Origin of the sequence: Variibacter gotjawalensis, assembly GCF_002355335.1 — a bacterium.
GTDB lineage: Bacteria > Pseudomonadota > Alphaproteobacteria > Rhizobiales > Xanthobacteraceae > Variibacter > Variibacter gotjawalensis.
In genome coordinates this window covers 1,581,630-1,605,639 of record NZ_AP014946.1, presented here as the reverse complement: position 1 = coordinate 1,605,639, position 24,010 = coordinate 1,581,630, and the positions used below count along the sequence as shown (strand labels likewise).

Sequence of the window (24,010 nt, the reverse complement as noted above, 5' to 3'; positions counted from 1 at the left end):
ACTTTGCGGCGACCCATAAAGACGTGGATGGCCCGCATGAAGCGGGCCATGACGCCGGATGAGCCCGTACGCGTATCACCCCGCCAATCCAATATCCTTCAGCACCGACTCGACACGCGCGATCTCGCCGTCGAGGAACTTGCCGTAATCGTCGCCGAACAGCGGGATCGACGACCACTCGCGCTTCTCGGTCTCGGTTTTCCACGTTGCGGTCTTCATCATCTGATCCATCAGCTTGATGAGAGCATCGCGGGTTTCCTTGCTGGCGCCCGGGGGCGCGAACACGCCGCGCCAATTCGACAGCTCGACGTCGATCCCCTGCTCCTTCAGCGTCGGCACATCGATGCCGGGCTGACGCTCCGCCGACGACACCGCCAGCGCGCGCACCTTGCCGGCTTTGATCTGCTCGCCGAATTCGCCGTAGCCCGAAATGCCGCCCGTCACGTGACCGCCGAGGATCGCGGCAATTGCCGGGCCGCCGCCCGCATAGGCGACGTAGTTGAGACTCTTCGGCGCAACGCCGAGCGCTTTGCCGATGAGGCCGAGCAGAATGTGATCGGTACCGCCTGCCGAACCGCCCGCGACCGAGACTTTCTTCGGGTCGGCCTTCAAGGCTTCGCCGAAGTCCTTCGCGGTCTTGATCGGCGAGTTCGCCGGCACGACGAGCACTTCGGCTTCGCCGGTCAGGCGCGCGACCGGCTGCGTCTGCGTGATCTTCACGGGCGCTTTGTTGGCGATCAGCGCGCCGACCATCACGAGGCCGGCGACCATCAACGCGTTCGGACGGTTCTTCCACTGATTGACGAATTGCGGCAGGCCGACCGCGCCGCCTGCGCCACCCACGTTGGTGATCTGCGAATTTTTGATGAGGTTCTCGTGCTTGAGCACGAGCTCCATCGTGCGCGCGGTCTGATCCCAGCCGCCGCCCGGCGCGGCCGGCACGAACAGCTGCAATTGCTCGAGAGCTTGCGCGTCCGCGCGGCTTCCCAGTGCTGCCAACGCCGCAACGCCGGCACTTCCCTGCAATAGATGACGCCTCGAAATCATGTTTCCACCCGGTTATTCACGACGAGCAATGCCGCCTTTGAGGGACAAGCTCGCACCGTGGAACGGGCGCGTCAATCGGTCGCGCATCGGTTGTGATCGGCAACCAAGCGCACAAACGAAAGTGGCGAGCCTTTCGGCTCGCCATGCGTCATTCCGGATCGGAACTTACTGCTGGGGTTCCGGGATCGGCGGTGCCGATTGCGGGCCCGGCTGACCGCCTTGCGGTTCCGGCGGCGGGGGAGCAACCGGCTCCGCATCGCAGCGCTCGACACAACGCAACCAGGCGCGGCCGTTTTCGTCGATGAACTTGCGGTACGACATGTAGCAGCCGTTACGCGTCCAGCCACCGCAGGTGACGCACACCGGACCCGACGAGCGGATCGGCGTACCGACCGGAGCCGTGTAGCCCGGCGTCACGACGACACCCGTGCCGACACCGACACCACCCCAGCTCCACGAGCGGCGGTGGAAACCGCGGCTACCGTGACGGTAATGATGCCCGCGGCTGCCATGACGCCAGTGATGGCCGTGGCTGCCGTGACGGAAGTGATGACCGTGGCTGCCGTGACGGCGATGTCCGCCGTTCGAGCTGCCATGACGACGATGACCGCCGCTCATGCTGCCGTGACGGCGATGTCCGCCGCCTGCATTCGGACGGCCCACCGGGCCGCGCCGCGAAAACGAAGGCCGTGAGAAGTTTGTGGGACGCGACATGCGCATCGGAGCAGCGCGGAATCCGCCACCGCGGAAGCCACCGCCGCTGCTGAAGCCGCCGCCACGACGGGCGGATGCATCGTCGAACGTCGTTAGAGTCGCTGCGCCGACCACAATGGTCGCCGCAACTGCCAATACTACTTTGCGAAACATCGAGGTCTCCTGCTGAGGGTTTGAGTTATCTCGCTAGACCTTCAGTCGCCGCAGGAGCGCAGAACGTTCATTTCAATCGTCGGCGAAAATGGAACACAAAGCGAAAGGTCAACGATTGGTTTCATTGCGCGGGGCAAAAAAAAGCGGGCACCACATCGGTGCCCGCCTTCTTCACTTTGTGTCGTAGCCCGGATGGAGCGGCGGCAAAGCCGCCCGCGCAATCCGGGATTCGTCGCGAGAGTCCCGGATTTCGTTCGGCTTCGCCTCTCTTCATCCGGGCTACAAGATGCGTCGCTGCTTAGTAGTCGCAAACAACGCGGTAGTAGCCGCGATAGTCGTTCCACACTTTGTAGCAGCCGCTGCCGCCGCCATAGGCGTAGTAACCGCGGTGCCAGCGGTGATGACGGTGATGGAAGTGGTGGTGACGATGGCCGAAATGACGATGGCCGTGGTGATGGCCGCCGCCGAAATGGCGAGCGCCACCGCCGTGGAAGCCACCGCCGCCACCGCGACGTGCGTCGGCATCGCTTGCGCCGGCGAGTGCGGCAACACCGAGAGTGAGAGCCGCAGCGGCGGCGATGGTCAGTTTACGAAACATGAGCGTATCTCCTGCGTTTGGGTTGACGCGAGGTCTCTCGCGTTGTCGCAGGGATACGCCGTGCCGAACCGGCGCGATGTGATGGCCATCACGTTTTCGGCGTTTCACTCTGGTCATCCCGGTCGAGCGTGCTTGCGTAGCAAGCCGCGAGGGCCGGGATCCATATCCCCAGTGCTCACGATGAAAACTGGGAATATGGATTCCGGGCTCGCGACTGCGCGTTGCTCGTCGCGCCCCGGAATGACCAGCGCCCTAACGACGCGCGGCGAGCAATGCTTCGACGAGTTCGACGAAGCCGGCACCGGACTCATGCTCCGTGACGAATTTCGGCTTGTTCGCGATCCGGTGTGCGAGGCGCTTCACATTGGCGACGCCGACCGACAGCGGGAAGGCCGCGAACATCGGCTCGTCATTCGGCGAGTCGCCGGAGAAAACAATCGCGTCGCCGTCGCGCGCGATGCCGAGACCAAACTCGCGCTCGAGCATCACCCTTGTCATCGACAGCTTGTCGTACTGACCAAACCACCCATTGACGTGGATCGAAGACACTTTCGCCTCCGCGCCTTCGGCTTTGAACATCGCGACGATGCGGTCGACGTCGCTTTCGGGCAGCGGCGGAACGTCCTCGCAAAAATCGACGGCAAGATCGGCGATGCGATACGGCTGATCGGACGCGAGCGCCGCGCCGGGCACGGCTTTTAAGATCTTCTCCGACAGCGCGGTGAGCCGCCGGCGATTGGCCGCGACGTCGGCCGGCGTCGCCCAGAAATGCTGACGCATCGTTTTCGTCGCGCGGTCATAGAGGAAATAAAATGCGCCGTTTTCGCCGACGACGCCGGCGACCGGCCACATGCGCGCGATGTGGTCGCACCAACCGGCCGGGCGTCCCGTAATAGGAACGATCCGTACGCCAGCGTCCGCGAGACGCTCCATCGCGCCGTAGGCGACAGCGGTCAGACGGCCTTCGGTCGTCACCGTGTCGTCGATGTCGGTCAGCAGCAAACGGACGTCGGCGAGGCGGCTTGGTTCGATATCGCGCAAAGGGATCATTGCGGTTGTATGCGGTCACGCTTCGCGCATCACAAGTCGCGAAATCTTAAAGCGACGGGAACGAAGTGTAGTGCAGAAACATTATCTCTGCGGCCGCAGCTCGCGGCTTTTCCTAAGTATAGGCACTTCGCCATGCAACTTTTGCCCGTGCCTCCCCGGCGGCTCGCGCTGAGCGCTCCCGTCCGCGCGCCTGAACCCGTAAAATCTCACGTCGCCTTGCACACGCCCGTCGTAGCCATGCCGAGTTGCGGCGTGTACCTGACGCTGCGCTCGGTCGACGACGCGCTCGTCTTTGTTCACCGCTATCTCATGCAGGAGCGTTCCGGCCAGCTCGACGGCATTCGGACCGAGCGGCTGTTGCAGCTCGCATCGGTCTCGCCGACGCGCGGCGTCCGGCAGGCGGCGACGATCGCGTTGCGCGATCTGTTGCGGGCCGAGAACATGTTGGGCTGATTGGGATTTTAGAGATGGTACAGGTGGGTGGACTTGAACCACCGACCTCCGGTTCCACAGACCGGCGCTCTAACCAACTGAGCTACACCTGCAAACGCGCATCTCTATTCGGGCGCGAGCGGGCGGAACCTAGGTCCAAAGACTTATCTTTGCAACAAATGATGTCCCGTCGCGTCCACATATTCGTCGCCGCAAAGCCCCAATAGGTTCACGGTTCTGGACAGAAGCGCCCGAAATCGGTCTCCTGCCGGCCGATGACCGACCCCCGCGCCTATCCGGATCGCCCCTTCGTTGCCGTTTCGGCGGCGATTCTCCGCGACCGGGACGTTCTTCTCGTCCGTCGTGCCCAGGCCCCGGCGAATCGGCGCTTTACGCTGCCGGGCGGCGTGGTCGAGGTCGGCGAAACCCTCGAAGACGCCGTCATGCGGGAGGTGTCGGAAGAGACCGGCCTAGTTATCCGGCCGCTCGGCCTCGCCGGACACCGCGAATTCGTGGTGCGCGACGATGACGGCCGCGTCTCCCGCCACTTCATCATCTTGGCCTTCGCGGCCCGCTATCTCGGGGGCGAGCCAGTGCTCAACGAGGAATTGTCCGAATTTCGCTGGGTCTTGCCGGACGCGATCGCGGGCCTGCCGACCACGGACGGGCTGTCCGAAATCGTCGCCGACGCCTTCCGGCTTGCCGCGGATAAACCGTGATGCGTGGTTTGCCTTGCCGCAACCGGACGCCGCGCCGATAAGGTCGCCGGGAACCACATGCGACTCATCATTGCGCTGTTTTTAATCTTTGCGGTCACGATCGCCTCGCCCGTCCGGGCGCAGGCGCCGGCTCCTTATGACCGCGACCTGCAGCGGCTCGCCGAGATCATGGGGGCGCTGCATTATCTCCGCGCGATCTGCGGTTCCAACGAGGGTCAGGCTTGGCGTAACGAGGTTCAGGCGCTGATCGATGCCGAGACACCGGGCGGCGACCGGCGCAATCGCATGATCGCGGCTTTCAACCGCGGCTATCGCGGGTACCAGCAAGCGCACCGCGTGTGCACGCCGTCCGCCAGGGTCACCATTCGCCGCTATCTCGACGAGGGCGGACGCATTGCACGTGACATTACGGCCAGATACGCAAACTAAATCGCGCCGTTAACCATTTTTCGTAATCGCTGTTAACTGTTTCGCAGGTTATCCGACCACCGCCACATTCGCCGTGTTAACGTCTTGTCAAGTTGGGAACAGGAAGCGCCTTGCCTCTTTCGAGGGGCGCCCTTATCGGATCGGCCGGATGATTCACGCGCATACCACTGCGGACGCAGACCGCGACCAGAAGCAAGCCGCACTCGGTTACGTCACCGAGGCATGGGCCGACGGCATCGTCGATGGCGTCGATGGCGACTGCCTGGCGCAGGCGTGTTTGTTTGCTGCGTTCGCCGAACTGGTCTCGACCTATGGCGAAGAGGCTGCAGCCAAGTTCGCCGAAGGTCTGTCGAAGCGTATCCACAACGGCGAGTTTTCGCTGCACATCGCGCGTCAGTAATCTACGCGCTGAACCAACGGCGGACGATGTCGTCGTCCGCACAATCTTCCAGATAGTCGATCAGCATCGCGCTCGCGAACTGTAGCGACGTCGCCGCATTCGGTAGCGACGCGAGTTCGCGTGCGGCTGCGAGAATGTCTTCGCGTTTCAGCGACGCGATCGGGAGCGCGCAGATTTCGCCGACGTAGTCAGCTTCGCTCGCTCCGATTTTCAGATCCGCGAAGGATTGCCTCAGCAGCGTTAAGGCAGCGAATTCCGGCTTGCCGCCCCGCTTCGGATTGCGCGCATAGCCGGTGAGGATCGTGCGAGAAGCGCTCGTGTCCGCGCCGATTTCCTCGCTCAGCTCCCGCTCCGCACCACGCACGACCAAATCGCGCAAACTCTCGCCGTCACGCACGTCGTCCCAATCGAGCGATCCCGATGCCGATGCCGCGAGCGTATCCGGATCGATGAGATTGCCTTTGCCTTGCCGCTGATAAATCAGCTTCGCGTCTTGCGTGATCGCGAGCGTGGACACGCCGATGTGGTTCGAGAGTGCACTCTGCACGAGCGGCACTAGCGGCACGTCGCCGGCGAGATCGTTGGTAACCAGTCCATCGCAGTAACCGACGCGCTGGACGCGCGCCGGCTCCCCGCTCGCAAGGAATTCTAAGGTGATGTCGGTGCGCAGCCCGACTTTCGCGTCATTGGTGACGATCCGATCGCCGAGCCTCCGGCGCAGCAGAGCATCCCGCTCGCGCGCGATCTCGGGCGGCAGAACATACGGTCTCGCATCAATCGCGACCGCATTCGTCATCGTGTCGAGCCTGCGATTGACGGCGCGGTCGGTCACGGATGCGAGATCGATGGCTTGAGGAACCGGGGTGGGAGGCATACTTTGCGGAGTATGATCGGAACCACCTCGACATGAAAGCCGCCCTGCTGCCCGACCGGGGCGTCATTAAGGTCACGGGCGCGGACGCGCTCGCATTCCTCAACAATCTCGTCACGGCGGACCTGACGCGCGCCGCGGCCGGCGCGGCGCGGTTCACCGCGCTGCTCACGCCGCAAGGCAAGATCATCGCGGACTTCTTCGCCGTGCAGGCGAGCGAGGCCGACGGCGGCGGCATTTTCCTCGATGCGCCGCGCGCACTCGTCGAGCCGTTGATGGCGCGGCTCACGATGTACAAGCTGCGCGCCAAGATCACGGTCGAGGATCTGTCCGCGAAACTCGGCGTGATGGCGGTGTGGGATGCACCCGGTCCGGTGGCGAGCGAATACGGCCTCTCCTACGCGGACCCGCGCGTCGCGGCGCTCGGCACGCGCATTATTCTGCCGCCCGACGTTGTTGCGGAGGCCGCGCAGGATCTCGGCGCCGAACTCGTCGACGCACGCGATTACGAAACGCATCGCATCGGGCTCGCGGTGCCGCGCGGCGGCCAGGACTTCATGTATAGCGACGCTTTCCCGCACGAGACCGCGATGGATCAACTCGGCGGCGTCGACTTCGACAAAGGTTGCTTCATCGGCCAGGAGGTCGTGTCGCGCACGCAGCATCGCGGCACGGCGCGCACGCGCATCATGCGCGTCACCTTCGACGGCTTCCCGCCGGACAGCGGCATGCCGGTGCTTGCCGGCGAGAAGCAGGTCGGCACGATGGGCTCCGGCATCGAAGGCCGCGGCGTCGCGATGCTGCGGCTCGATCGGATCGCGGACGCGGAAGCGGCCGGCCATGCGCTGACGGCCGGCGGCGTGCCGATCACGCCCGCCAAACCCGATTGGGCGAAATACGGCTGACGCGAAACGTCAGCGATTCGCCGCCATCTTGTTGTAGAGCCACAGCACCACGACCGCGCCGACAACGGCGACGATCAGGCTCCACAGATTGAAGCCGGTCACGCCGGTCGCGCCGAGTGCGCTGAAGATGAAGCCGCCGACCACCGCGCCGACAATGCCCAGCACGACGTTGAGCATAAACCCTTGGCCTTGGCCCTCGAAGATCTTGCTGCCGATCCAGCCGGCCAGCGCCCCCAGAACAATCCACGCAATGATGCCCACGCGACGTCTCCCTTGATCAAGCTCGGCGTAACGCCCCTACGGGAAAGATTGTTCCTCCTGAATTCTTAAATCAAGAGTTCGGCATGCGTCACAAAAGCGTTGCGGGTGGTCTTGCAATGTCAGGGCGCGAGATCGAGATTAATCTGGTCTAAGATTTTTGGACGCCCGCTCGCGGGGCAACTGGAGATTTCCAATGGGAATGCTCGACGACATCCTCGGCAAGGCGCTGCCGGAAGGCAAAATCTCGAAGCCTCTGCTCATCGCGCTCGGCGCACTTATTCTGTCCGGCGCGCTCAGCGGCAAGAAGTCGGATAGCAGCCAGCCGGCACAAATCCCGCCGCCGAGCGGCAACACGGCCGGCGGCGGCCTCGGCAATCTCGGCGGCGCGCTGGCGGGCGGCGGCTTGCTCGGCGGGCTCGGCGGCTTGATCGATGCCTTCACGCGCGGCGGCCAGAAGAGCGCGATCGACTCGTGGGTCGGCAATGGACCGAACCAGCAGGTCTCGGCCGGCGACCTCGGCGGCATCTTCGGGCCGGATATCCTGAAGCAGCTGCAGGAGAGGACGGGCCTCGGCCAAGGCGACATTCTCTCGCAGCTGCAGGAAATCCTGCCGAACCTCATCAACGGCATGACGCCGGAAGGCCGTCTGCCGACGCAGGACGAGGTGCAGGACGATTACCACGGCGCGCGCCGTGGTCCGGGCGGCGTTCTCGACGACCTCTCGCGCATGAGCGAGTCGCTCGAGCCGGGCGGCCGTTCGTAAGTCTGCACACCAAATCCGTCATCCTGAGGAGCCCGGCGCAAGCCGGGCGTCTCGAAGGACGACGGCCCTAAACAGCGCGGCGCCTCGGCCGTCGTGGTTCGAGACGCCGCGGTCGGCTCCGCCGACACATGTCTCCTCACCATGACGGATCAGAATCAGTGCGCCGTTATGAGTCGCTGCGAGTTCCGCGCACACCACTGACATTCCCGGCGCCGGAATCATGCTAAATCACCGGCATGAAACAGCCCATCGTTCACGCGGATGGCCTTAAGCGCTGCACTTGGCCGGGCGAAGACCCGCTTTACGTCGTCTACCACGACACCGAATGGGGCGTGCCGGATTACGACGATCGCGCGCTGTTCGAGAAGCTGATCCTCGATGGCTTTCAGGCCGGCCTTTCGTGGATCACGATCCTGCGCAAGCGCGACAACTTCCGCCGCGCGTTCGATGGTTTCGAGCCGGAGAAGATCGCGCGCTACACGCCGAAGAAAATCGAAGCGCTGATGCAGGACGCCGGCATCGTGCGCAATCGCTCGAAGATCGAAGGCAGCGTGAAGTCCGCGCAGGCGTATCTCGAAATCATGGAGAAGGGCCCGGGCTTCTCGAATTTCCTGTGGGACTTTCTCGACGGCAAGCCGAAGGTCAATCGCTTCAAGACGACACGCGACGTGCCGACCGAAACGTCGGTCTCGCAAGCGATGTCGAAGGAGCTCGTGAAGCGCGGCTTCAAATTCGTCGGACCGACGATCGTCTACGCGTTCATGGAAGCGACCGGCATGGTCAACGACCATCTGGTCTCCTGCCATCGGCATGGCCCTTGTTCTCACGAGCGCAAAGTTCATGGCTAAAGCGGCCAAGGATGGGCGTGCCTGGCAGCGCATGCTGTCGGGGCGGCGGCTCGATCTCCTCGATCCCTCGCCGCTCGATGTCGAGATCGAAGACATCGCGCACGGGCTCGCGCGCGTCGCGCGCTGGAACGGACAGACCAGCGGCGCGCATATTTTTTCTGTCGCGCAGCACAGTTTATTGGTCGAAGCGATTGCGCGCGCAAAGGTGCCGCGGCTCGATCACGCGATCCGCCGCGCAATCCTGCTGCACGATGCGCCCGAATACGTCGTCGGCGACATGATCTCGCCGTTCAAAGCGGTGATCGGCGATGCATACAAGGCGGTTGAGGAGCGTTTGCTCAAGGCGATCCACCTGCGCTTCGGGTTACCCGCAAAGCTGTCCGCCGACGTTACGGCGCTGATCAAAGCCGCCGACCGCGGCGCGGCTTATCTCGAAGCGACCAGGCTCGCCGGTTTTTCGGAACGCGAGGCGCAAAAGTTTTTCGGCGCGCCGCCCGAATTGCCGGCGACGACCGAGAAGGATTTTCTGCATCCGTGGACCGCCGAGCGTGCCGCGCAGCGATTCCTCAAACGCTTCCAGCAATTGATTGACAGTCCCTGACACGCAAGCTTTTTGGTTGCTCATGATTTACGTTTGCTCCCTCGCCCGCCTCTCCGCCACCGTCGCCGAAACGGAAGCGCGTCACATCGTGACGCTGATCAACGACGAGACGCGGGTGCCGCGCCCCGCGAGTGTGCGCGCCGAGGATCATCTTTTTCTCGGCATGCACGACATTGCGGCGGAGCTTGAAGGCTTCAACGCACCGGGCGAAGCGCATGTGCGCGAGCTCATCACCTTCGTGAAGCGTTGGCCGCGCGAGAAGCCGATCGTCGTCCACTGTTGGGCGGGCATCAGCCGCTCGACGGCAGCAGCGATCATCACGGCGGCGGCGCTCAATCCGGATCGCGACGAACGCGCCATCGCGCAAGCCGTGCGCGATTCATCGCCGACCGCGTCGCCCAATCTGCGCCTGATCGCTCTGGCGGATCAGCAGCTTGGCCGCAAAGGCCGGCTGATCGCGGCGGTTGATCGCATCGGCCGCGGCGTTGATGCCTTCGAGGGCGTCCCGTTCGTTCTCGACTTGAATTGAGTATGACGTGGTCATCCCGGAAGCCGCCTCTTTGGCGGCTGTCCGGGATCCATAATCCCGGCGATTTTGTAGCTGGCACTGCGGTTATGGATCCCGGCCCTCGCGGCTCGCTTCGCGAGCCAAGTGCTCGGCCGGGATGACTTCGAAAGATAGGTCGACCGCAAAACACCCTGTTGATGCGGCAAATAGGCCGCGATCGCGCCCTTTTTTCCGTATCGAAGGCCGGTTAGAAACGACGAGAGGGTTTAGGCGTCCCTCGCTGCTTTAATCGAGCGAGCTGAGTGTACGCATGGAATTTACCCTTCTGATTCTGATCGGCCTTGCTTTGCCGGTCATTTGGACAATCGCGTTCTTCATGGGTCTCGGGACCCGGACGCGCGTTCAGGTTCTCGAACAACGCAACCAGGTGCTCGAACAGGAAGTGCTGCGTCTCGCCGCGCGGCCGCGCACCGCACCGGACGCAGCGCCGGCCGAACCTTTCGTGCGTCCCGCCGCGCCGCCGGTGCCGCAGGTCAGCGAAACGCCCCCGACCGTGCCGGAAACGCCGGTCCCGACACCACCGCAACCGGAACCGGCAAGGCCGACGCCGCCGCCGCCGCGCGTCGAACCCACGCGGCCGACTTCGGTGCCGCAGCAAACCCCGGCGCAGACCGCAACCGCGACTCCGGACGGACCGGGCTTCGAAGAGACCTTCGGCACCCGCTGGGTCGTCATCGTCGGCGGTCTCGCGCTCGCGCTCGGCGCGATCTTCCTCGTCAAATACACGATCGAGGAGGGCCTGATCGGCCCGGGAATGCGCATCATCCTTGGCGCGCTCCTCTCGGCTGGCCTCATCGGCGGCGGCGAATGGTTGCGCCGGCGCGAGCGCGACGAAGGGCTTGTCGAACGTCAGCAAGCCTCGATCCCGGCGATCCTCACGGCGGCCGGCACCACGGCCGCTTTCGCGACGACATGGTCCGCTTACGGCCTTTACAGCTTCATCGCGCCAGGCAGCGCGTTCATCCTGCTCGGCATCGTCGCGATGGCGACGCTCGCCGCGGCTCTGCTGCACGGCCCGGCTCTCGCCGGGCTCGGCCTCATCGGCGCTTACGTGACGCCGATGCTCGTCTCGACGAAAGAGCCGAGCTTCTGGGCGCTCTACCTTTATCTCCTCTTCGTCACGGCGGCGGCCTTCGCGCTCGCGCGGTTCAGGTTGTGGCGCTGGCTCGCCGTGTCGGCCGTAACCGCGAGTGCGCTGTGGATTCTCCCCGGCCTTGCCACTGCGGTCGATGCCAGCCCTACGCCGCACCAGATATACGTCGTTTGCCTCGTGCTTCTCGCGGCAGCGTTGATCGTCAGCGGCTTCCTGTTCGGCCCTGAACCAGAGGGCGACGAGATCGAACCGGTGTCATCCGGAACGCTGATCGTCTACGCGGCGGTGTCGGCGCTTCTGGTCGTCGCGACCTCGCAGGTGATGTCGGCACTGGCGGCCTTCACGCTCGTCTGCGCGATCGTGATCGCCGTCGCGTGGCGCGCGCCTTCGGCTATCGCGGCCGTGCCGGTTGCTGCGATCCTGTCGGCTGTCATCATCGCCGAATGGGCGGTGACGCTTGCCTATGGCTCGGCGGTTGCGAATTCCGGATTGGTCGAAGGCCTGCCGATCACGTCGCAGAGCAACGCAAGCCAACATCTCGTCTTCGGCGCGCTCTTCGCGTTGCTGTTCGGCGGTTCCGGCTATCTGGCGCAAGGCCGCTATGAACGGCCGATGCCCGGCCTGTTGTGGGCCGCGAGCGCGGTCGTCGCGCCGCTGTTGATCCTCGCGGCGCTCTACTATCGCGTGGCGAATTTCGAGCGCTCGATCCCGTTTGCGGGTCTCGCGTTGCTGCTCGCCGCGCTCTACGCGACCGCGACCGAGATGCTGGACCGGCGTCCGCCGCGTCCGGGCCTGCGCGTTTCCGGCGCGGTATTCGCGGTCGGCAGCGTCGCGTCGCTGGCGCTCGCGCTGACGATGGCGCTCGAAAAAGGCTGGCTCACCATCGCGCTCGCGCTGATGACGCCGGGCATCGCCTTCATCTACGCGAAGCGGCCGTATGCGTTCCTGCGCTGGATCGCGGCCGCGTGCGGCGCGCTGGTCTGCGCGCGCATCGGTTGGATGCCGACGATCGTCAGCGATCTCGGCACGACGCCAATCTTCAATTGGCTACTGTGGGGCTACGGCGTTCCGGCCGTGGCCTTCTGGACCGCCGCAACGATCCTGCGCCGCGGCGCCGACGATGTGCCGGCGCGCATGCTCGATGGCGCCGCGATCCTCTTCACGGTGCTCACCGTGACGCTGCAGATTCGTCACTACATGACGGGCGGCAATATGTGGATCGACGGCGCGTCGCTGTCGGAAGCCGGCCTTCAGGTTTCGGCGCTGCTCGCCATCGCGATCGGTCTCGAACGGTTGCGCGAACGGACCAAGAGCGAAGTTCACAATATCGGCGCTATCGCGGTCGCAGGACTTGCCGTGTTGCTGATCTGGGTCGGACTGATGTTCACGAGGAACCCGCTCAACAACATCGCGCCGGTCGGCGGGCGGTTCTTCAACGTCATCCTGCTCGCCTACGGAATCCCGTCGGTCCTTGCGATCATTCTCGCGCTGACGGCGCGGCACGTGCGGAAGATGCCGTACCGTGTCTTCGCGGCCGGCACCGCGGTCGCGCTCGCGTTGATGTATCTGACGCTGCAGGTGCGGCGGCTATTCGTCGGCGAGGTGCTGCGCATCGGACCGGGATCATGGCCGAGCGACGCAGAGCTGTGGACCTACTCGGCCGTGTGGCTCGTCTTCGGCGTCGTGCTGCTGCTGATCGGCATCGCGCTGCGCTCGCAGCCGGCGCGCATGGCGTCCGCCATCGTCATCCTCATCACGGTCTGTAAGGTCTTCCTGTTCGACCTCGCAGGCATCGGCGGGATCTGGCGCGCGCTGTCCTTCATCGGGCTCGGCCTCGTGCTCGTCGGCATCGGTCTGCTCTATCAGCGGCTGCTGTTCCCGCAGCGCCGCAGCGGAGCGCCGAGCACGACATGACGACGATCTACAAGATCGCACCGCGCGCGTTGTGGGAAGCCGCCGAGCGCGCCGGCGCGTTCACGGGCGCGCCGGTCGATGTCGAAGACGGTTACATCCACTTCTCCGCCCGCGATCAGGTGGAGGAGACCGCCGCGAAGCACTTCGCCGGGCAACGCGATCTGTTGCTGATCGCGGTCGACGCCGATGCATTGGGGCATGCGCTGCAGTGGGAGCCGTCGCGCGGCGGCGCGCTGTTCCCGCATCTCTATGCGCCGCTGCGCATGCATGCGGTGCAGTGGGTGAAGCCGCTCAGTTCGGCCGATGCAATTGCGGAAGCGCTCGACTGACCGTCTGCTTACCACGTTTGTAAACCGCAAGCACCGGCGCGATCTCGGCGACGGCCTGCGCGGGCGTCTCGCAGTCGAGCACGACGAAGTCCGCCTGCGCGCCGACCGCGACGCCGTAGTCCTTCGCGTTCAGAAGCTGCGCGGCGCGGCTCGTCACCATCGCGTGGCAGTCCGTCATGCCGCTCTCGGTGCCGATCTGCGCGATGTTGGCGTAAAGATTCGCCATGCGCATCAGCGAGCAATCGCCGAACGGCGTGAACGGGTTGAGCACGTTGTTGGTCGCCAGCGAACAGTTGACGCCGTGGCCAAGCAAGCGATGCGCCGGCGCGACGCCGCGCACGACGTCGTGCTGCGCGGGGCGGCCCATGAGATAGAGATCGGTCGACGGCAGCACCGTGACGGCGACTCCCGCGTTCTTCATGCGCGCGGCGGCGGCATCGAGATCGCGTGGCGGCAATGACGAGAGCTTCGTGACGTGCCCGCAGGCGACGCGGCCGCCCCAGCGAAATTTCTCCGAGCACCGGCAGACATGGTCGAGGTCCATGTTCTTCCCGCCGAGGCTGAAGTCGAGATGCATGTCGATGTCGACATCGCGTTCGCGCGCGAGATCGAAGATGCGGTCGATCTGCCCATGCGCGTCCGAGTCCGTGTAGGGGCATGCGCCGAGCACACTGGCGCCGCGATCGAGCGCGGCGAGCATCAGCTCCTCGGTGCCCGGATTGTTGAGCATCCCCTCCTGCGGGAAGACGCAGATCTCGAGGTCGACCGCGAAAGCGTATTCCTTGACCAGCGGCAGCACGCCTTCGAGGCCCTTCAGGCCGATGCCGGGATCGACCTCGACATGCGTGCGGATATGCGTGGTGCCGTTGAGGATGCACTTCTCGAGCGTCTTCTTCGCCCGTGCGTAGACATCCTCCGGCGAGAAACCCGCCTTGGCCCGCGACGTTTCGCGGATCGCCTCGTCGAGCGTGCCGTCCTTCGTGGCGCAACGATCGAGGATGCAGGATTTGTCGAGATGCAGGTGCGTCTCGACGAAACCGGGCGCGACCAGACGCCCGCCGGCGTCGCCTTCCTCGGCGTCGGCGCGCAGCCCGGATTCGATCGCAACGATCTTCCCGGCCGCGATGCCGAGGTCGACCAAACGACCCGGATGCGAGGCGACACGTGCGTTGCGAATTACGAGATCGATCATTTGCTTATTGAGATCGCGTGGCAGAAGATGACAGCCAAGCATAAACAGAAGCGAGAGAGAATTGTATACAATTCACCGCACTGATTGTATGCAATAAGAAGCGGGTATTCAGGGGCGGCATGGCCAACGTGTTCGAACGCGACCTCAAGATCGTCAATATCGGCCTCCGCAGCTTCGCGGACGAACTCACCTCGGTCGGGGCCGCCGTCACGCATGTTGAATGGTCGCCGCCGGCCAACGGCGACCCTGCCCTCGCCCAGCTCGCGACCCAACTGCGTGCGCCCGGTATCGGCGCCGAGATCGACGCCGTGAACACCGTCGCGGTCGAGCGCATTCTCGCAGCCGAGCCGGTGCTCGTCGACGTGATCCCGGCCGAGCAAGCGATCCCGGCCTTTCGCGAAGGCCAAGTCCTCCTCCACTCCGGCCCGCCGATCACGTGGGACCGCATGTGCGGCCCGATGCAAGGCGCGATCTGCGGCGCGCTCGTGTTCGAGGGTTGGGCGACCGATCTCGACGTCGCGGCGAAGCTCGCGGCAAGCGGCGCGATCACCTTCGCGCCGAACCACCACTACGACGCTGTCGGCCCGATGACCGGCATCATCACGCGGTCGATGCCGGTACTCGTCGTCGAAAACAAGAAATTCGGCAATCGCGCCTACTGCACGATCAACGAGGGCCTCGGCAAAGTCATGCGCTTCGGCGGCAACGACGCCGAAGTGCTGGCGCGGCTCGCCTGGACACGCGACGTGCTCGGCCCGGCGCTCGGCGCCGCCTTGCGCGAGCGCGACGGGATGCCGCTGAAGGTGATCATCGCCAAAGGCCTCGGCATGGGCGACGAGATGCATCAGCGCAACGTCGCCTGCACGGGGCTGTTTCTGCGCGAGATCGCGCCCGCGCTGGCGCGCACCTGCGCGGACGCCGAGAAGCTCGCGGCAGCGCTCGCCTTCATCTCGGGCAACGATCAGTTCTTCCTCAACGTCGCGATGGCGATGGGCAAGGCGATGACCGATCCGGCGCGCGGCGTCTCGCGCTCCTCAGTCGTCACCGCGATGTGCCGCAACGGCACCGACTTCGGCATTCGCGTCTCCGGCACCGGTGACCGTTGGTTCGTCGCGCCGGTCGAGATGCCGGAAGGGCTTTATTTTCCAGGCTATTCGGCAGCCGACGCGAACCCTGACATGGGCGATTCCGCGATCGTCGAGACGGTCGGCCTCGGCGGTTTCGCAATGGGCGCATCGCCGGCCGTCGTCGGTTTCGTCGGCGCGGGCTCCGCGTCGTCCGCCGCCGACTTCACGCGTGCGATGCGCGAGATCACCGTGACGGAAAATTCCGAATGGTCGATCGCCGCGATGGATTACGCCGGCGTGCCGACCGGCATCGACGTTCGCCTCGTCGTCGAAAGCGGCATCGCACCGACCATCAACACCGGCATCGCGCATCGCCAGCCCGGCGTCGGCCAAGTCGGCGCCGGCGTCGTGCGCGCGCCGATGGCCTGTTTCACGCAAGCGCTGGCGGCTCTCGCCGAGGAGGCTCGATGAGCGTGCTCGTCAACGTCGTTCGCCGCAGCTTCTATCTCGACTCGGTCGCGCTGATGCGGCTGTCGCGGCAGATCGCCGGCATGCCGGGGGTCGTCGAAGCCGCATTAATGATGGGCACGCCGGCGAACCGGCAGATCATGCAGGAAGCGCATCTGCTCGATGCGGAAGGTCAAGGCGCGGCCGGCAACGATCTCATCATCGGCGTGCGCGCGCAGACGCAACCAGAAGCCGACGCTGCCGCTAATGCTGCGTTCGAAGCGCTCGACGCGCCGCGCGAAAAAGCAGCCGCCGCCGAAGGCACCGCGAAAAGTCTCGGCGCCGCGCTCAATCAGATGCCGGATGCAAGCTTCGCGCTGATCTCGGTGCCGGGCGAGTTCGCCGCCGTCGAAGCGCATAAGGCGATCCGCGCCGGCCTCGACGTGATGATTTTCTCGGATAACGTCTCCTACGACGACGAAGTCCGACTGAAGCAGGAAGCGCAGGCGCTCGGCCGCCTCGTCATGGGGCCGGACTGCGGGACCGCGATCATCAACGGGACACCGCTCGCCTTCGCCAATGTCGTACCGCGCGGCGATATCGGTATCATCGGCGCGTCCGGCACCGGCACGCAGGAAGTCACGTGTCTGATCGCACAAGCGGGTCGCGGCATTTCGCAAGCGATCGGCGTCGGCGGGCGCGATCTCTCGCAGAAGGTCGGCGGCATCTCGACGCTGACCGCGATCGATATTCTCGATAGCGACCCGGAAACGCAGCATATCGTGCTGATTTCGAAGCCGCCGCATCCGGATGTCGCGAAGATCGTGCTCGATCGCGTTGCGCGCAGTGCCAAGCCCTTCACGATCTGCTTCCTCGGCGACACTGAACGCGAACTTCCCGAAAATGCGACCGCCGCGCCGACGCTCGGAGCCGCCGCGCAGAGCGCGATGGGTCAGAAGAAAAACTTCCGTATCGTCGGACGCAGCGCGCCACCCGGAATGCTGCGCAAGAAAGGCGTCATCGTTGGGCTGTTCGCGGGCGGCACGCTGTGCGCGGAAGCGCAGCTCGTGCTCGCGTCGCGCAAACATAACGTTACGTCGAATGCGCCGGTGCCGGGCGCTTCGCCGCTCGTGGCCGACGGCGCGAATGTCGACCGCCTGCTCGATCTCGGTGCCGACGAATACACCAAGGGCCGTCCGCATCCGATGATCGATCCGAGCGTGCGTGACGACATGCTGCGCCAATCGATGAACGACACCAACGTCGCGATCATCCTGCTCGATTGCGTGATCGGTTACGGCGCGCATGCGGACCCGGCGGGTCAAGTCGCGGCCGTGCTCGCCGACATGCCGAAGAAGCACCCGTATCTCATCGCTTCGGTCACCGGAACGGAGGAAGACCCGCAGGTGCGCTCGCGCCAGATCGCGACGCTGAAGCAGGCGGGCGTGTTGGTCGCGGATTCCAATGCTGATGCGGCGGCATTGGCGGCCGCGCTGGTGAGCTGACGTCATGCAGCGCATCTCAATCCCGAAACGGCTTCTAGTAGCGGTCGGCGGCAACGCGACGCATCCGGAAGACATCAGCGGCACCACCGAAGAACAGAAAATCATCGCGCAGCGCACCGCGATGTCGCTGTTGCCGCTCGCGCAGCTCAAGAACGAGCTCGTCGTTACGCACGGCAACGGCCCGGTGGTCGGCAAGATCCTCATGCGGCAGGTGCTGACGCGCGATCGCATCCCACCGATGTCGCTCGACATCTGCGTGGCGCACAGCCAAGGCGGCATCGCGTATCTGCTCATGCAGGCGATGGAGAATGCGCTGCGCGAAGCCGACAACGCTCGCCACGTCGCGTGTCTGCTGACGCAGGTCGAGGTCGATCCCGACGATCCGGGCTTCAAGAATCCGACGAAGCCGATCGGCCCGTTCTTCACCGAAGAGCAAGCCAAGCAAGTCGGCGCTGAACTCGGCTGGGAGATGCGCGAGGACTCAGGGCGCGGTTGGCGTCACGTCGTTGCGTCACCGAAGCCGAAACATATCGTCGATATTTCGCTGATCGATGTGCTGGTCCGGCGCGGCACCGTCGTCATCGCGGGCGGCGGCGGCGGCATCCCGGTCGTGCGCGGGCCGAAAGGCATTCGCACCGGCGTCGCAGCCGTGATCGACAAAGATCTCACCTCCGCGCATATGGCGAACGTGCTCGGCATCGACACTATGATGCTGCTCACCGCCATTCCGAAAGTGATGGTCGATTTCGGCAAGCCCAGTCAGCGCCCGCTCGATCGCGTCTCACTCGACGAACTCAAGAAGTTGCATGCGGAAGGGCAGTTTCCACCGGGCAGCATGGGGCCGAAAGTCGAAGCGGTGATCCGTTTCCTCGAAGGCGGCGGACGCCACGCGGTCATCGCGCATTTGGAACAGGCCATGCCGGCGCTGAAAGGCGAAACCGGCACGCATGTGATGCGGGCTTAGCGCGTTCCTTCAGCCTCCACACAGCATTCAGGTGTCATCCCGGCCAAGTGAGGCTGGCGCGCTGCGCGCGCCAAAGCCGAACGCGAGCCGGGACCCATGTATCCCAGCGGTCGCAGGGATACGTGGGTCCCGGATAGCCGCCGCTCGCTTCGCGAGCTTTGCGGCTTCCGGGATGACATCATGTTGCGTGGAGACGCCCTTACCCTCGCGTCAGCAAACCCTTGCCGATCGTCGTCACGACAAGCGCGATCTGGCGGCGTAGCTGATCGACCGGCAGCGCTTGTAGTTTTTCTTCAAGCCCCAGCGCGACCATGCCGTGAACCGCAGAGACCAGCGAACGCGCGAGTGCGGCGCGGTCGTGCGCGCTTTCGTTCGGCAACAGCACAGCGAGCGGCATTTCGACGAAACCGAACAAACGCATCTGCTCGGCGAGATACCAATCCGGCACCGGCTTGCCGCCCGCCATGCGGTGATCGAACACGGCGCGCCAGCGCTGCGTGTTGGCGACCGCGAAATCCAAATAGGCGCTGGCGAGGCGCACCATACCGGCAATCGCCGTGTCGGCGGTCGGCTGCTCGCCGCCGGGCTGCGCCCTTTCGACCAAAAAAGCCTCGAGATCGCCGAGCGTCCGCGCGTTGACGGCGAGGGCAATCTGATCGAGATCCGAGAAGACATTGTAGATCGCGCCAAGCGCACAGCCGGCCTCGCGCGCAAGGTCGCGCGCTTTCAAAGCCGGTAATCCGGAGCCCGCGACCGCCTTTTCGGCTGCATCGAGAAGGGTTTCGCGCAAGGTTTGCCGCCGCGTTGCCGTGTCCAGAATAACGTTCACCCTTCAGTAACCATACGCCTGAACATTGTTCAAATATCTCTTGAACATTGTTCACGGCTCGTGCAACTTACAATCTGAACGCTGTTCATATCCCGCTTCGCGCCGTTTGTGAAGGGGCTGTGAACCCGATTACGGTAACCAACGGCAGATCGCGGCCCTACGCCGCGTGGAGATAAAGAAGATGTCGATCTCTCTCATGAGCACGCGCCGCTTCGCGCCTCTGTTCTGGACGCAATTCTTCTCGGCCTTCAACGACAATTTCCTCAAGAACACGCTCGTGTTCCTGATCCTGTTCGGCATCGGCGGCGCAACGCCATCCGGCAGCGAAACACTCGTGACGCTCGCGGCCGCGACTTTCATCGCGCCGTTCTTCTTCCTCTCCGGACTCGGCGGGCAAATCGCCGACCGCTTCGACAAGGCCTACGTCGCGCAGCGGTTGAAAGCGGTCGAGATCGGCGTCGCGGCGATCGCGGTTGTCGGCTTCGTGCTGCACTCGGTGGCGATCATGTTTGTCGCCCTCTTTTTCTTCGGCGTGATCGCGGCGCTGTTCGGCCCGATCAAATACGGCATCCTGCCGGATCATCTCGCACGCGAAGAACTTCCCGCCGGCAACGCGCTGATCGAAGGCGCGACCTTCATGGCGATCCTGCTCGGCACCATCGCGGGCGGTCTCGCCGCGAAGGGAAATACGGGCACCGTCGTGTTCGGCGGCATGATCATGATCTTCGCGGCGCTGTGTTGGTTCTCGTCGCGCTTCATTCCGCCGACCGGCGAAGCCGATCCATCGATCACGCTCGATCGCAACATCGCGCGCTCGACCTTCGATCTCCTCAAGCACCTGCGCGCCGACAAGCGCCTCTGGTGGGGCGGTCTTGTCGTATCGTGGTTCTGGCTCGTCGGTATCGTTGCGCTCTCGCTGATGCCGCCGCTCGTGAAACACGTGCTCGGCGCGAGCGAGGAAGTCGTGACGGTTTATCTCGCGATCTTCTCGATCTCGATCGCGGTCGGCTCGGGCCTTGCCTCTTGGCTGTCGGCCGGGCGCATCGTGCTGCTGCCGGTCGTCATCGGCGCGATCCTGCTCGGCGTCTTCGCGATCGATCTCGGCTACGCGACCTACGGCGTCGCCGCGACCGTGCAGCATGCGACTGTCGGTCAGGTGTTTTCATCGGGCCTCGGCATTCGCTTAGCGATCGATCACGCGGGCCTCGCGATTGCGGGCGGTCTCTTCATCGTTCCGTCGTTCGCGGCCGTGCAGGCCTGGGCCGGTGCGGAGCGCCGCGCGCGCACCATCGCGGCGATCAACGTGCTCAACGCAGCGTTCATGGTCGCCGGCACCGTGGCGACCGCAGCGCTGCAGGCGGCCGGGCTCACGCTGCCGCTCCTGTTCGTCATCCTCGGCGTCGTCAATCTCGGCGTCGCGATCATCATCGGCATGACGATGCCGCGCTCGGCGCTGCGTGACCTGCTCTCGATCATCTTCCGCGCTTTCTATCGCGTCGAAGTGCACGGCATGGAGAATCTCGCCAAGGCCGGACCGCGCTCGATCATCGCGCTCAACCACGTCTCGTTCCTCGACGCGCCGCTGGCGATGTCGGTGCTCGATGCCGATCCGATGTTCGCGATCGATCACACCATCGCGCAACGCTGGTGGGTGAAGCCGTTCCTCAAATACGCGCGCGCGCTGCCGCTCGATCCGTCGCGGCCGATGGCGACACGCACGCTCATCAACACCGTGAAGAGCGGCGAGACGCTGGTGATCTTCCCGGAGGGCCGCATCACGGTCACGGGCAGCCTCATGAAGGTGTACGACGGCGCCGGCCTCATCGCCGACAAGTCCGACGCGATGGTGGTGCCGGTGCGGATCGAGGGCCTCGAGGCGACGCCGTTCTCGCGGCTCGCGCGTGACCAGTGGCGCCGCCGCTGGTTCCCGAAGGTCACCGTCACGGTGCTGGAGCCCGTCAAGCTCTCGGTCGATCCGGAGCTCAAGGGCAAGAACCGCCGCATCGCGGCCGGTGCAGCGCTCTACGCGATCATGTCGGACCTCGTCTTCCGCACGACATCGACCGACCGCACGGTGCTCGATGCCGTGATCGAAGCCGCGCACATCCACGGCGCATCGCGCGTTGCCGTGCAGGATCCGGTGACCGGCACGCTCACGTACAAGAAGCTCCTCATCGGCGCGCGCGTGCTCGGCGAGAAGCTGCTCCCGCTCGCCGCCGAAGGCAAAGCGATCGGCGTCATGCTGCCGAACGCGAACGGCGCCGCCGCGACGTTCCTCGCGCTGGTCTCGGCCGGACGCGTGCCCGCGATGATCAACTTCACGGCGGGCATCACGAATGTGCTGGCTGCCTGTAAGGCAGCCCAGATTACCACGGTGCTCACCTCGCGGGCCTTCATCGAGAAGGCGCGGCTCGGCGCGCTCGTCGGCGGCATCGAGAGCCACATCAAGCTCGTCTATCTCGAAGACGTCCGCGCGACCGTGACGCTCAAAGACAAACTCGCGGGGCTCTTCCGCTACAAGCGCGCGCACGTGACGCGCGGCGCCGACCAGGCCGCCGCGATCCTCTTCACCTCCGGCTCGGAAGGCGTGCCGAAAGGCGTCGTCCTCTCCCACCGCAACATGCTGACCAACGCGGCGCAGGCCGCCGCGCGCATCGACTTCGGCCGCCGCGACAAGGTGTTCAACGTGCTGCCGATGTTCCACTCCTTCGGCCTCACGGTCGGCTGCGTGCTGCCGCTGGTGTCGGGCGTGCCGGTCTATCTCTATCCCTCGCCGCTGCATTACCGCATCGTGCCGGAGCTCGTTTACGACTCCAACGCGACGATCCTGTTCGGCACCGACACGTTCCTGGCCGGCTACGCGCGCTCCGCCAACGCCTACGACTTCCGCTCGCTGCGTTACGTGCTCGCGGGTGCGGAGCCCGTGAAGGAGCCGACGCGCCGCGTCTATATGGAGAAGTTCGGCCTGCGCATTCTGGAAGGCTACGGCATCACGGAAGCCGCGCCCGTGCTCGCGCTCAACACGCCGATGTTCAACAAGTTCGGCACCGTCGGCCGCATGATGCCGGGCATCGAGGTTCGCCTCGAGCCGATGCCGGGCGTCGAGGATGGCGGACGGCTGCTCGTCAAAGGTCCGAACATCATGCTGGGCTATTTGCGCGTCGAACATCCCGGGGTACTCGAGCCGCCGAAGGACGGCTGGCACGACACCGGCGATATCGTCTCGATCGACAGCCAAGGCTTCGTGACGATCAAGGGCCGCGCCAAGCGCTTCGCAAAAATCTCCGGCGAGATGGTCTCGCTCGCCGCGGTCGAAACGCTGGCGGCGGACGTCTGGCCGCAGGCGCTGTCGGCGGTCGCCAGCATGCCGGATGCGAAGAAGGGCGAGCGCCTCGTGCTCGTCACCGAGCAGAAGGGCGCGACGCGCGGCGAATTCCAGCAGGCCGGAGCCGCGCGCGGCGCCGCCAACCTGATGATCCCGGCCGAGGTGATCGTCGTCGATAAGGTGCCGGTGCTCGGCTCGGGCAAGCTCGACTTCGCGGGCGTGTCGAAGCTCGTGCGCGAACGCGCCGCGCCGGTCGCGGAGCCGCATGCCGAGGACGCGGAGGACGTGAAGGCGGCAGAGTAGATCTCTCCGCCTTCGGTCAGGAACGCACGGCGTCCGCTCTCCCACCGTAAGGGACGCACGGCGTCCGCTCTCCCTCTCCCGCTTGCGGGAGAGGGTTGGGGTGAGGGCATGACAAGACCCGTGAGGGCCAACTTCTGCTGCTCCCCTCATCCGGCTCGCGGTTCGCTACGCGAACGTCTCGCCACCTTCTCCCGCAAGCGGGAGAAGGACGAACCTCGCCGACGCTTTCATTTTCCAAAGGAGCACGCCTGCCCGCCCTCATCCTGAGGAGGCGTGGCCGGCGCAGCCGCCGCGCCGTCTCGAAGGACGCCAGCCCCGCCCTTAGCCCACCTACAGACTGTCATCCCAAGTAGGCGTGGAGAGTAGCTCTCTCCGCCCTCATCCTGAGGAGGCGTGGGCGGCGCAGCCGCCGCGCCGTCTCGAAGGACGAGGGCGGCCCGCTCGTCGGCCTCGATCCTTCGAGACGCCCGGCTGCCGCCGGGCTCCTCAGGATGAGGGTCTACGGTTTGAGATTGAGCACCCCTTCCCCTCCTCCACACATTGGTATATTTTCCTACCAATGCACAAACCGCCCCACATCCCCCACCCTGCTCCGCCTGCGCATCACGCCCGACCCCGGCGACCACGCGCCGATCTGCGAGCGGCCGCGCGGATCGCGCCGACCGCACAGCGACGCGACGGTA

General features: G+C 65.0%; 23 protein-coding genes and 1 tRNA gene. 15 read left to right on the top strand and 9 right to left on the bottom strand.

Annotated features, from left to right (window positions below; genetic code table 11):
* Positions 1-75: 75 nt before the first annotated feature.
* The 4 genes from GJW30_RS07780 to GJW30_RS07765 all read right to left on the bottom strand — a co-directional run bounded on the left by GJW30_RS07780 (position 76) and on the right by GJW30_RS07765 (position 3,562).
* Complete coding sequence (locus GJW30_RS07780; protein WP_096353832.1) at positions 76-1,047, bottom strand: Bug family tripartite tricarboxylate transporter substrate binding protein; 972 nt, start codon at positions 1,045-1,047, stop codon at positions 76-78.
* Positions 1,048-1,212: 165 nt separating this feature from the next.
* Positions 1,213-1,914, bottom strand: a complete 702-nt coding sequence (locus GJW30_RS07775; protein WP_130364801.1) for a hypothetical protein — start codon at positions 1,912-1,914, stop codon at positions 1,213-1,215.
* Between the two features lie 298 nt (positions 1,915-2,212).
* A complete protein-coding gene (locus GJW30_RS07770; RefSeq protein WP_096353826.1) occupies positions 2,213-2,512 on the bottom strand; it encodes a sulfur globule protein precursor in 300 nt (99 codons plus the stop codon).
* Between the two features lie 252 nt (positions 2,513-2,764).
* Positions 2,765-3,562, bottom strand: coding sequence for an HAD family hydrolase (locus GJW30_RS07765; protein WP_096353823.1), 798 nt, complete (start codon positions 3,560-3,562; stop codon positions 2,765-2,767).
* A 252-nt stretch (positions 3,563-3,814) separates the two neighbouring features.
* On the opposite strand from GJW30_RS07765, the gene GJW30_RS07760 reads away from it, so the two are divergent.
* On the top strand, positions 3,815-4,015 hold the full coding sequence (locus GJW30_RS07760) for a hypothetical protein (protein WP_130364799.1): 201 nt from the start codon (positions 3,815-3,817) through the stop codon (positions 4,013-4,015).
* Between the two features lie 15 nt (positions 4,016-4,030).
* On the opposite strand, the gene GJW30_RS07755 is transcribed toward GJW30_RS07760, so the two are convergent.
* Positions 4,031-4,107 (bottom strand) — tRNA-His (locus GJW30_RS07755).
* A gap of 162 nt (positions 4,108-4,269) precedes the next feature.
* On the opposite strand from GJW30_RS07755, the gene GJW30_RS07750 reads away from it, so the two are divergent.
* The 3 genes from GJW30_RS07750 (at position 4,270) to GJW30_RS07740 (ending at position 5,542) form a co-directional block, all read left to right on the top strand.
* Positions 4,270-4,713 (top strand): NUDIX hydrolase, encoded by a 444-nt coding sequence (locus GJW30_RS07750; RefSeq protein ID WP_096353818.1) that lies wholly within the window; start codon positions 4,270-4,272, stop codon positions 4,711-4,713.
* 57 nt (positions 4,714-4,770) lie between these two features.
* Complete coding sequence (locus GJW30_RS07745; protein WP_096358714.1) at positions 4,771-5,142, top strand: TIGR02301 family protein; 372 nt, start codon at positions 4,771-4,773, stop codon at positions 5,140-5,142.
* A 148-nt stretch (positions 5,143-5,290) separates the two neighbouring features.
* Entirely contained in the window at positions 5,291-5,542 is a 252-nt protein-coding gene (locus GJW30_RS07740) for a hypothetical protein (protein ID WP_096353815.1), read from the top strand.
* A gap of 1 nt (position 5,543) precedes the next feature.
* On the opposite strand, the gene GJW30_RS07735 is transcribed toward GJW30_RS07740, so the two are convergent.
* The gene (locus GJW30_RS07735; protein WP_096353812.1) at positions 5,544-6,374 is read right to left on the bottom strand and encodes a hypothetical protein; all 831 of its coding nucleotides are present in this window, start codon (positions 6,372-6,374) and stop codon (positions 5,544-5,546) included.
* 74 nt (positions 6,375-6,448) lie between these two features.
* On the opposite strand from GJW30_RS07735, the gene ygfZ reads away from it, so the two are divergent.
* Positions 6,449-7,318 (top strand): CAF17-like 4Fe-4S cluster assembly/insertion protein YgfZ, encoded by an 870-nt coding sequence (ygfZ, locus tag GJW30_RS07730; protein ID WP_096353809.1) that lies wholly within the window; start codon positions 6,449-6,451, stop codon positions 7,316-7,318.
* Positions 7,319-7,327: 9 nt separating this feature from the next.
* Here the strand turns inward: ygfZ and GJW30_RS07725 are convergent, their stop codons facing one another.
* Positions 7,328-7,579: a GlsB/YeaQ/YmgE family stress response membrane protein gene (locus GJW30_RS07725; protein WP_096353807.1), complete on the bottom strand. Its 252-nt coding sequence runs from the start codon at positions 7,577-7,579 to the stop codon at positions 7,328-7,330.
* A 193-nt stretch (positions 7,580-7,772) separates the two neighbouring features.
* Here GJW30_RS07725 and GJW30_RS07720 point away from each other — a divergent pair, with 193 nt between their 5' ends.
* From GJW30_RS07720 to GJW30_RS07695, 6 genes are all read left to right on the top strand, one after another.
* Positions 7,773-8,342 carry a YidB family protein gene (locus GJW30_RS07720; RefSeq protein ID WP_096353805.1) on the top strand — a complete coding sequence of 190 codons (570 nt, stop codon included), beginning with the start codon at positions 7,773-7,775 and terminating at the stop codon, positions 8,340-8,342.
* 236 nt (positions 8,343-8,578) lie between these two features.
* Positions 8,579-9,190 (top strand): DNA-3-methyladenine glycosylase I, encoded by a 612-nt coding sequence (locus tag GJW30_RS07715; RefSeq protein WP_096353803.1) that lies wholly within the window; start codon positions 8,579-8,581, stop codon positions 9,188-9,190.
* Entirely contained in the window at positions 9,183-9,791 is a 609-nt protein-coding gene (locus GJW30_RS07710) for a YfbR-like 5'-deoxynucleotidase (protein ID WP_096353801.1), read from the top strand. The genes GJW30_RS07715 and GJW30_RS07710 overlap by 8 nt, the downstream gene beginning before the upstream one ends.
* A gap of 22 nt (positions 9,792-9,813) precedes the next feature.
* Entirely contained in the window at positions 9,814-10,320 is a 507-nt protein-coding gene (locus GJW30_RS07705) for a tyrosine phosphatase family protein (RefSeq protein WP_172887567.1), read from the top strand.
* A gap of 289 nt (positions 10,321-10,609) precedes the next feature.
* Complete coding sequence (locus tag GJW30_RS07700; protein ID WP_096353795.1) at positions 10,610-13,366, top strand: DUF2339 domain-containing protein; 2,757 nt, start codon at positions 10,610-10,612, stop codon at positions 13,364-13,366.
* A complete protein-coding gene (locus GJW30_RS07695) occupies positions 13,363-13,695 on the top strand; it encodes a DUF952 domain-containing protein (protein ID WP_096353792.1) in 333 nt (110 codons plus the stop codon). Before GJW30_RS07700 ends, GJW30_RS07695 begins: the two co-directional genes overlap by 4 nt.
* Here the strand turns inward: GJW30_RS07695 and GJW30_RS07690 are convergent.
* Entirely contained in the window at positions 13,658-14,887 is a 1,230-nt protein-coding gene (locus GJW30_RS07690; protein WP_208408052.1) for an amidohydrolase family protein, read from the bottom strand. The genes GJW30_RS07695 and GJW30_RS07690 overlap by 38 nt on opposite strands.
* A 119-nt stretch (positions 14,888-15,006) precedes the next feature.
* Here GJW30_RS07690 and GJW30_RS07685 point away from each other — a divergent pair, with 119 nt between their 5' ends.
* Genes GJW30_RS07685 through GJW30_RS07675 form a run of 3 tightly spaced genes read left to right on the top strand, consistent with a single transcriptional unit; the run spans position 15,007 to position 18,870 of the window.
* A complete protein-coding gene (locus GJW30_RS07685; protein WP_096353789.1) occupies positions 15,007-16,425 on the top strand; it encodes a YlbE family protein in 1,419 nt (472 codons plus the stop codon).
* Complete coding sequence (gene fdrA / locus GJW30_RS07680) at positions 16,422-17,906, top strand: acyl-CoA synthetase FdrA (protein ID WP_096353786.1); 1,485 nt, start codon at positions 16,422-16,424, stop codon at positions 17,904-17,906. The genes GJW30_RS07685 and fdrA overlap by 4 nt, the downstream gene beginning before the upstream one ends.
* A 4-nt stretch (positions 17,907-17,910) precedes the next feature.
* Positions 17,911-18,870, top strand: a complete 960-nt coding sequence (locus GJW30_RS07675; protein ID WP_096353783.1) for a carbamate kinase — start codon at positions 17,911-17,913, stop codon at positions 18,868-18,870.
* Between the two features lie 199 nt (positions 18,871-19,069).
* Here GJW30_RS07675 and GJW30_RS07670 read toward each other — a convergent pair whose 3' ends face one another.
* A complete protein-coding gene (locus tag GJW30_RS07670; protein WP_245408685.1) occupies positions 19,070-19,660 on the bottom strand; it encodes a TetR/AcrR family transcriptional regulator in 591 nt (196 codons plus the stop codon).
* Between the two features lie 220 nt (positions 19,661-19,880).
* Here GJW30_RS07670 and GJW30_RS07665 point away from each other — a divergent pair, with 220 nt between their 5' ends.
* The gene (locus GJW30_RS07665; RefSeq protein WP_096353780.1) at positions 19,881-23,327 is read left to right on the top strand and encodes an acyl-[ACP]--phospholipid O-acyltransferase; all 3,447 of its coding nucleotides are present in this window, start codon (positions 19,881-19,883) and stop codon (positions 23,325-23,327) included.
* Positions 23,328-24,010 lie beyond the last annotated feature (683 nt).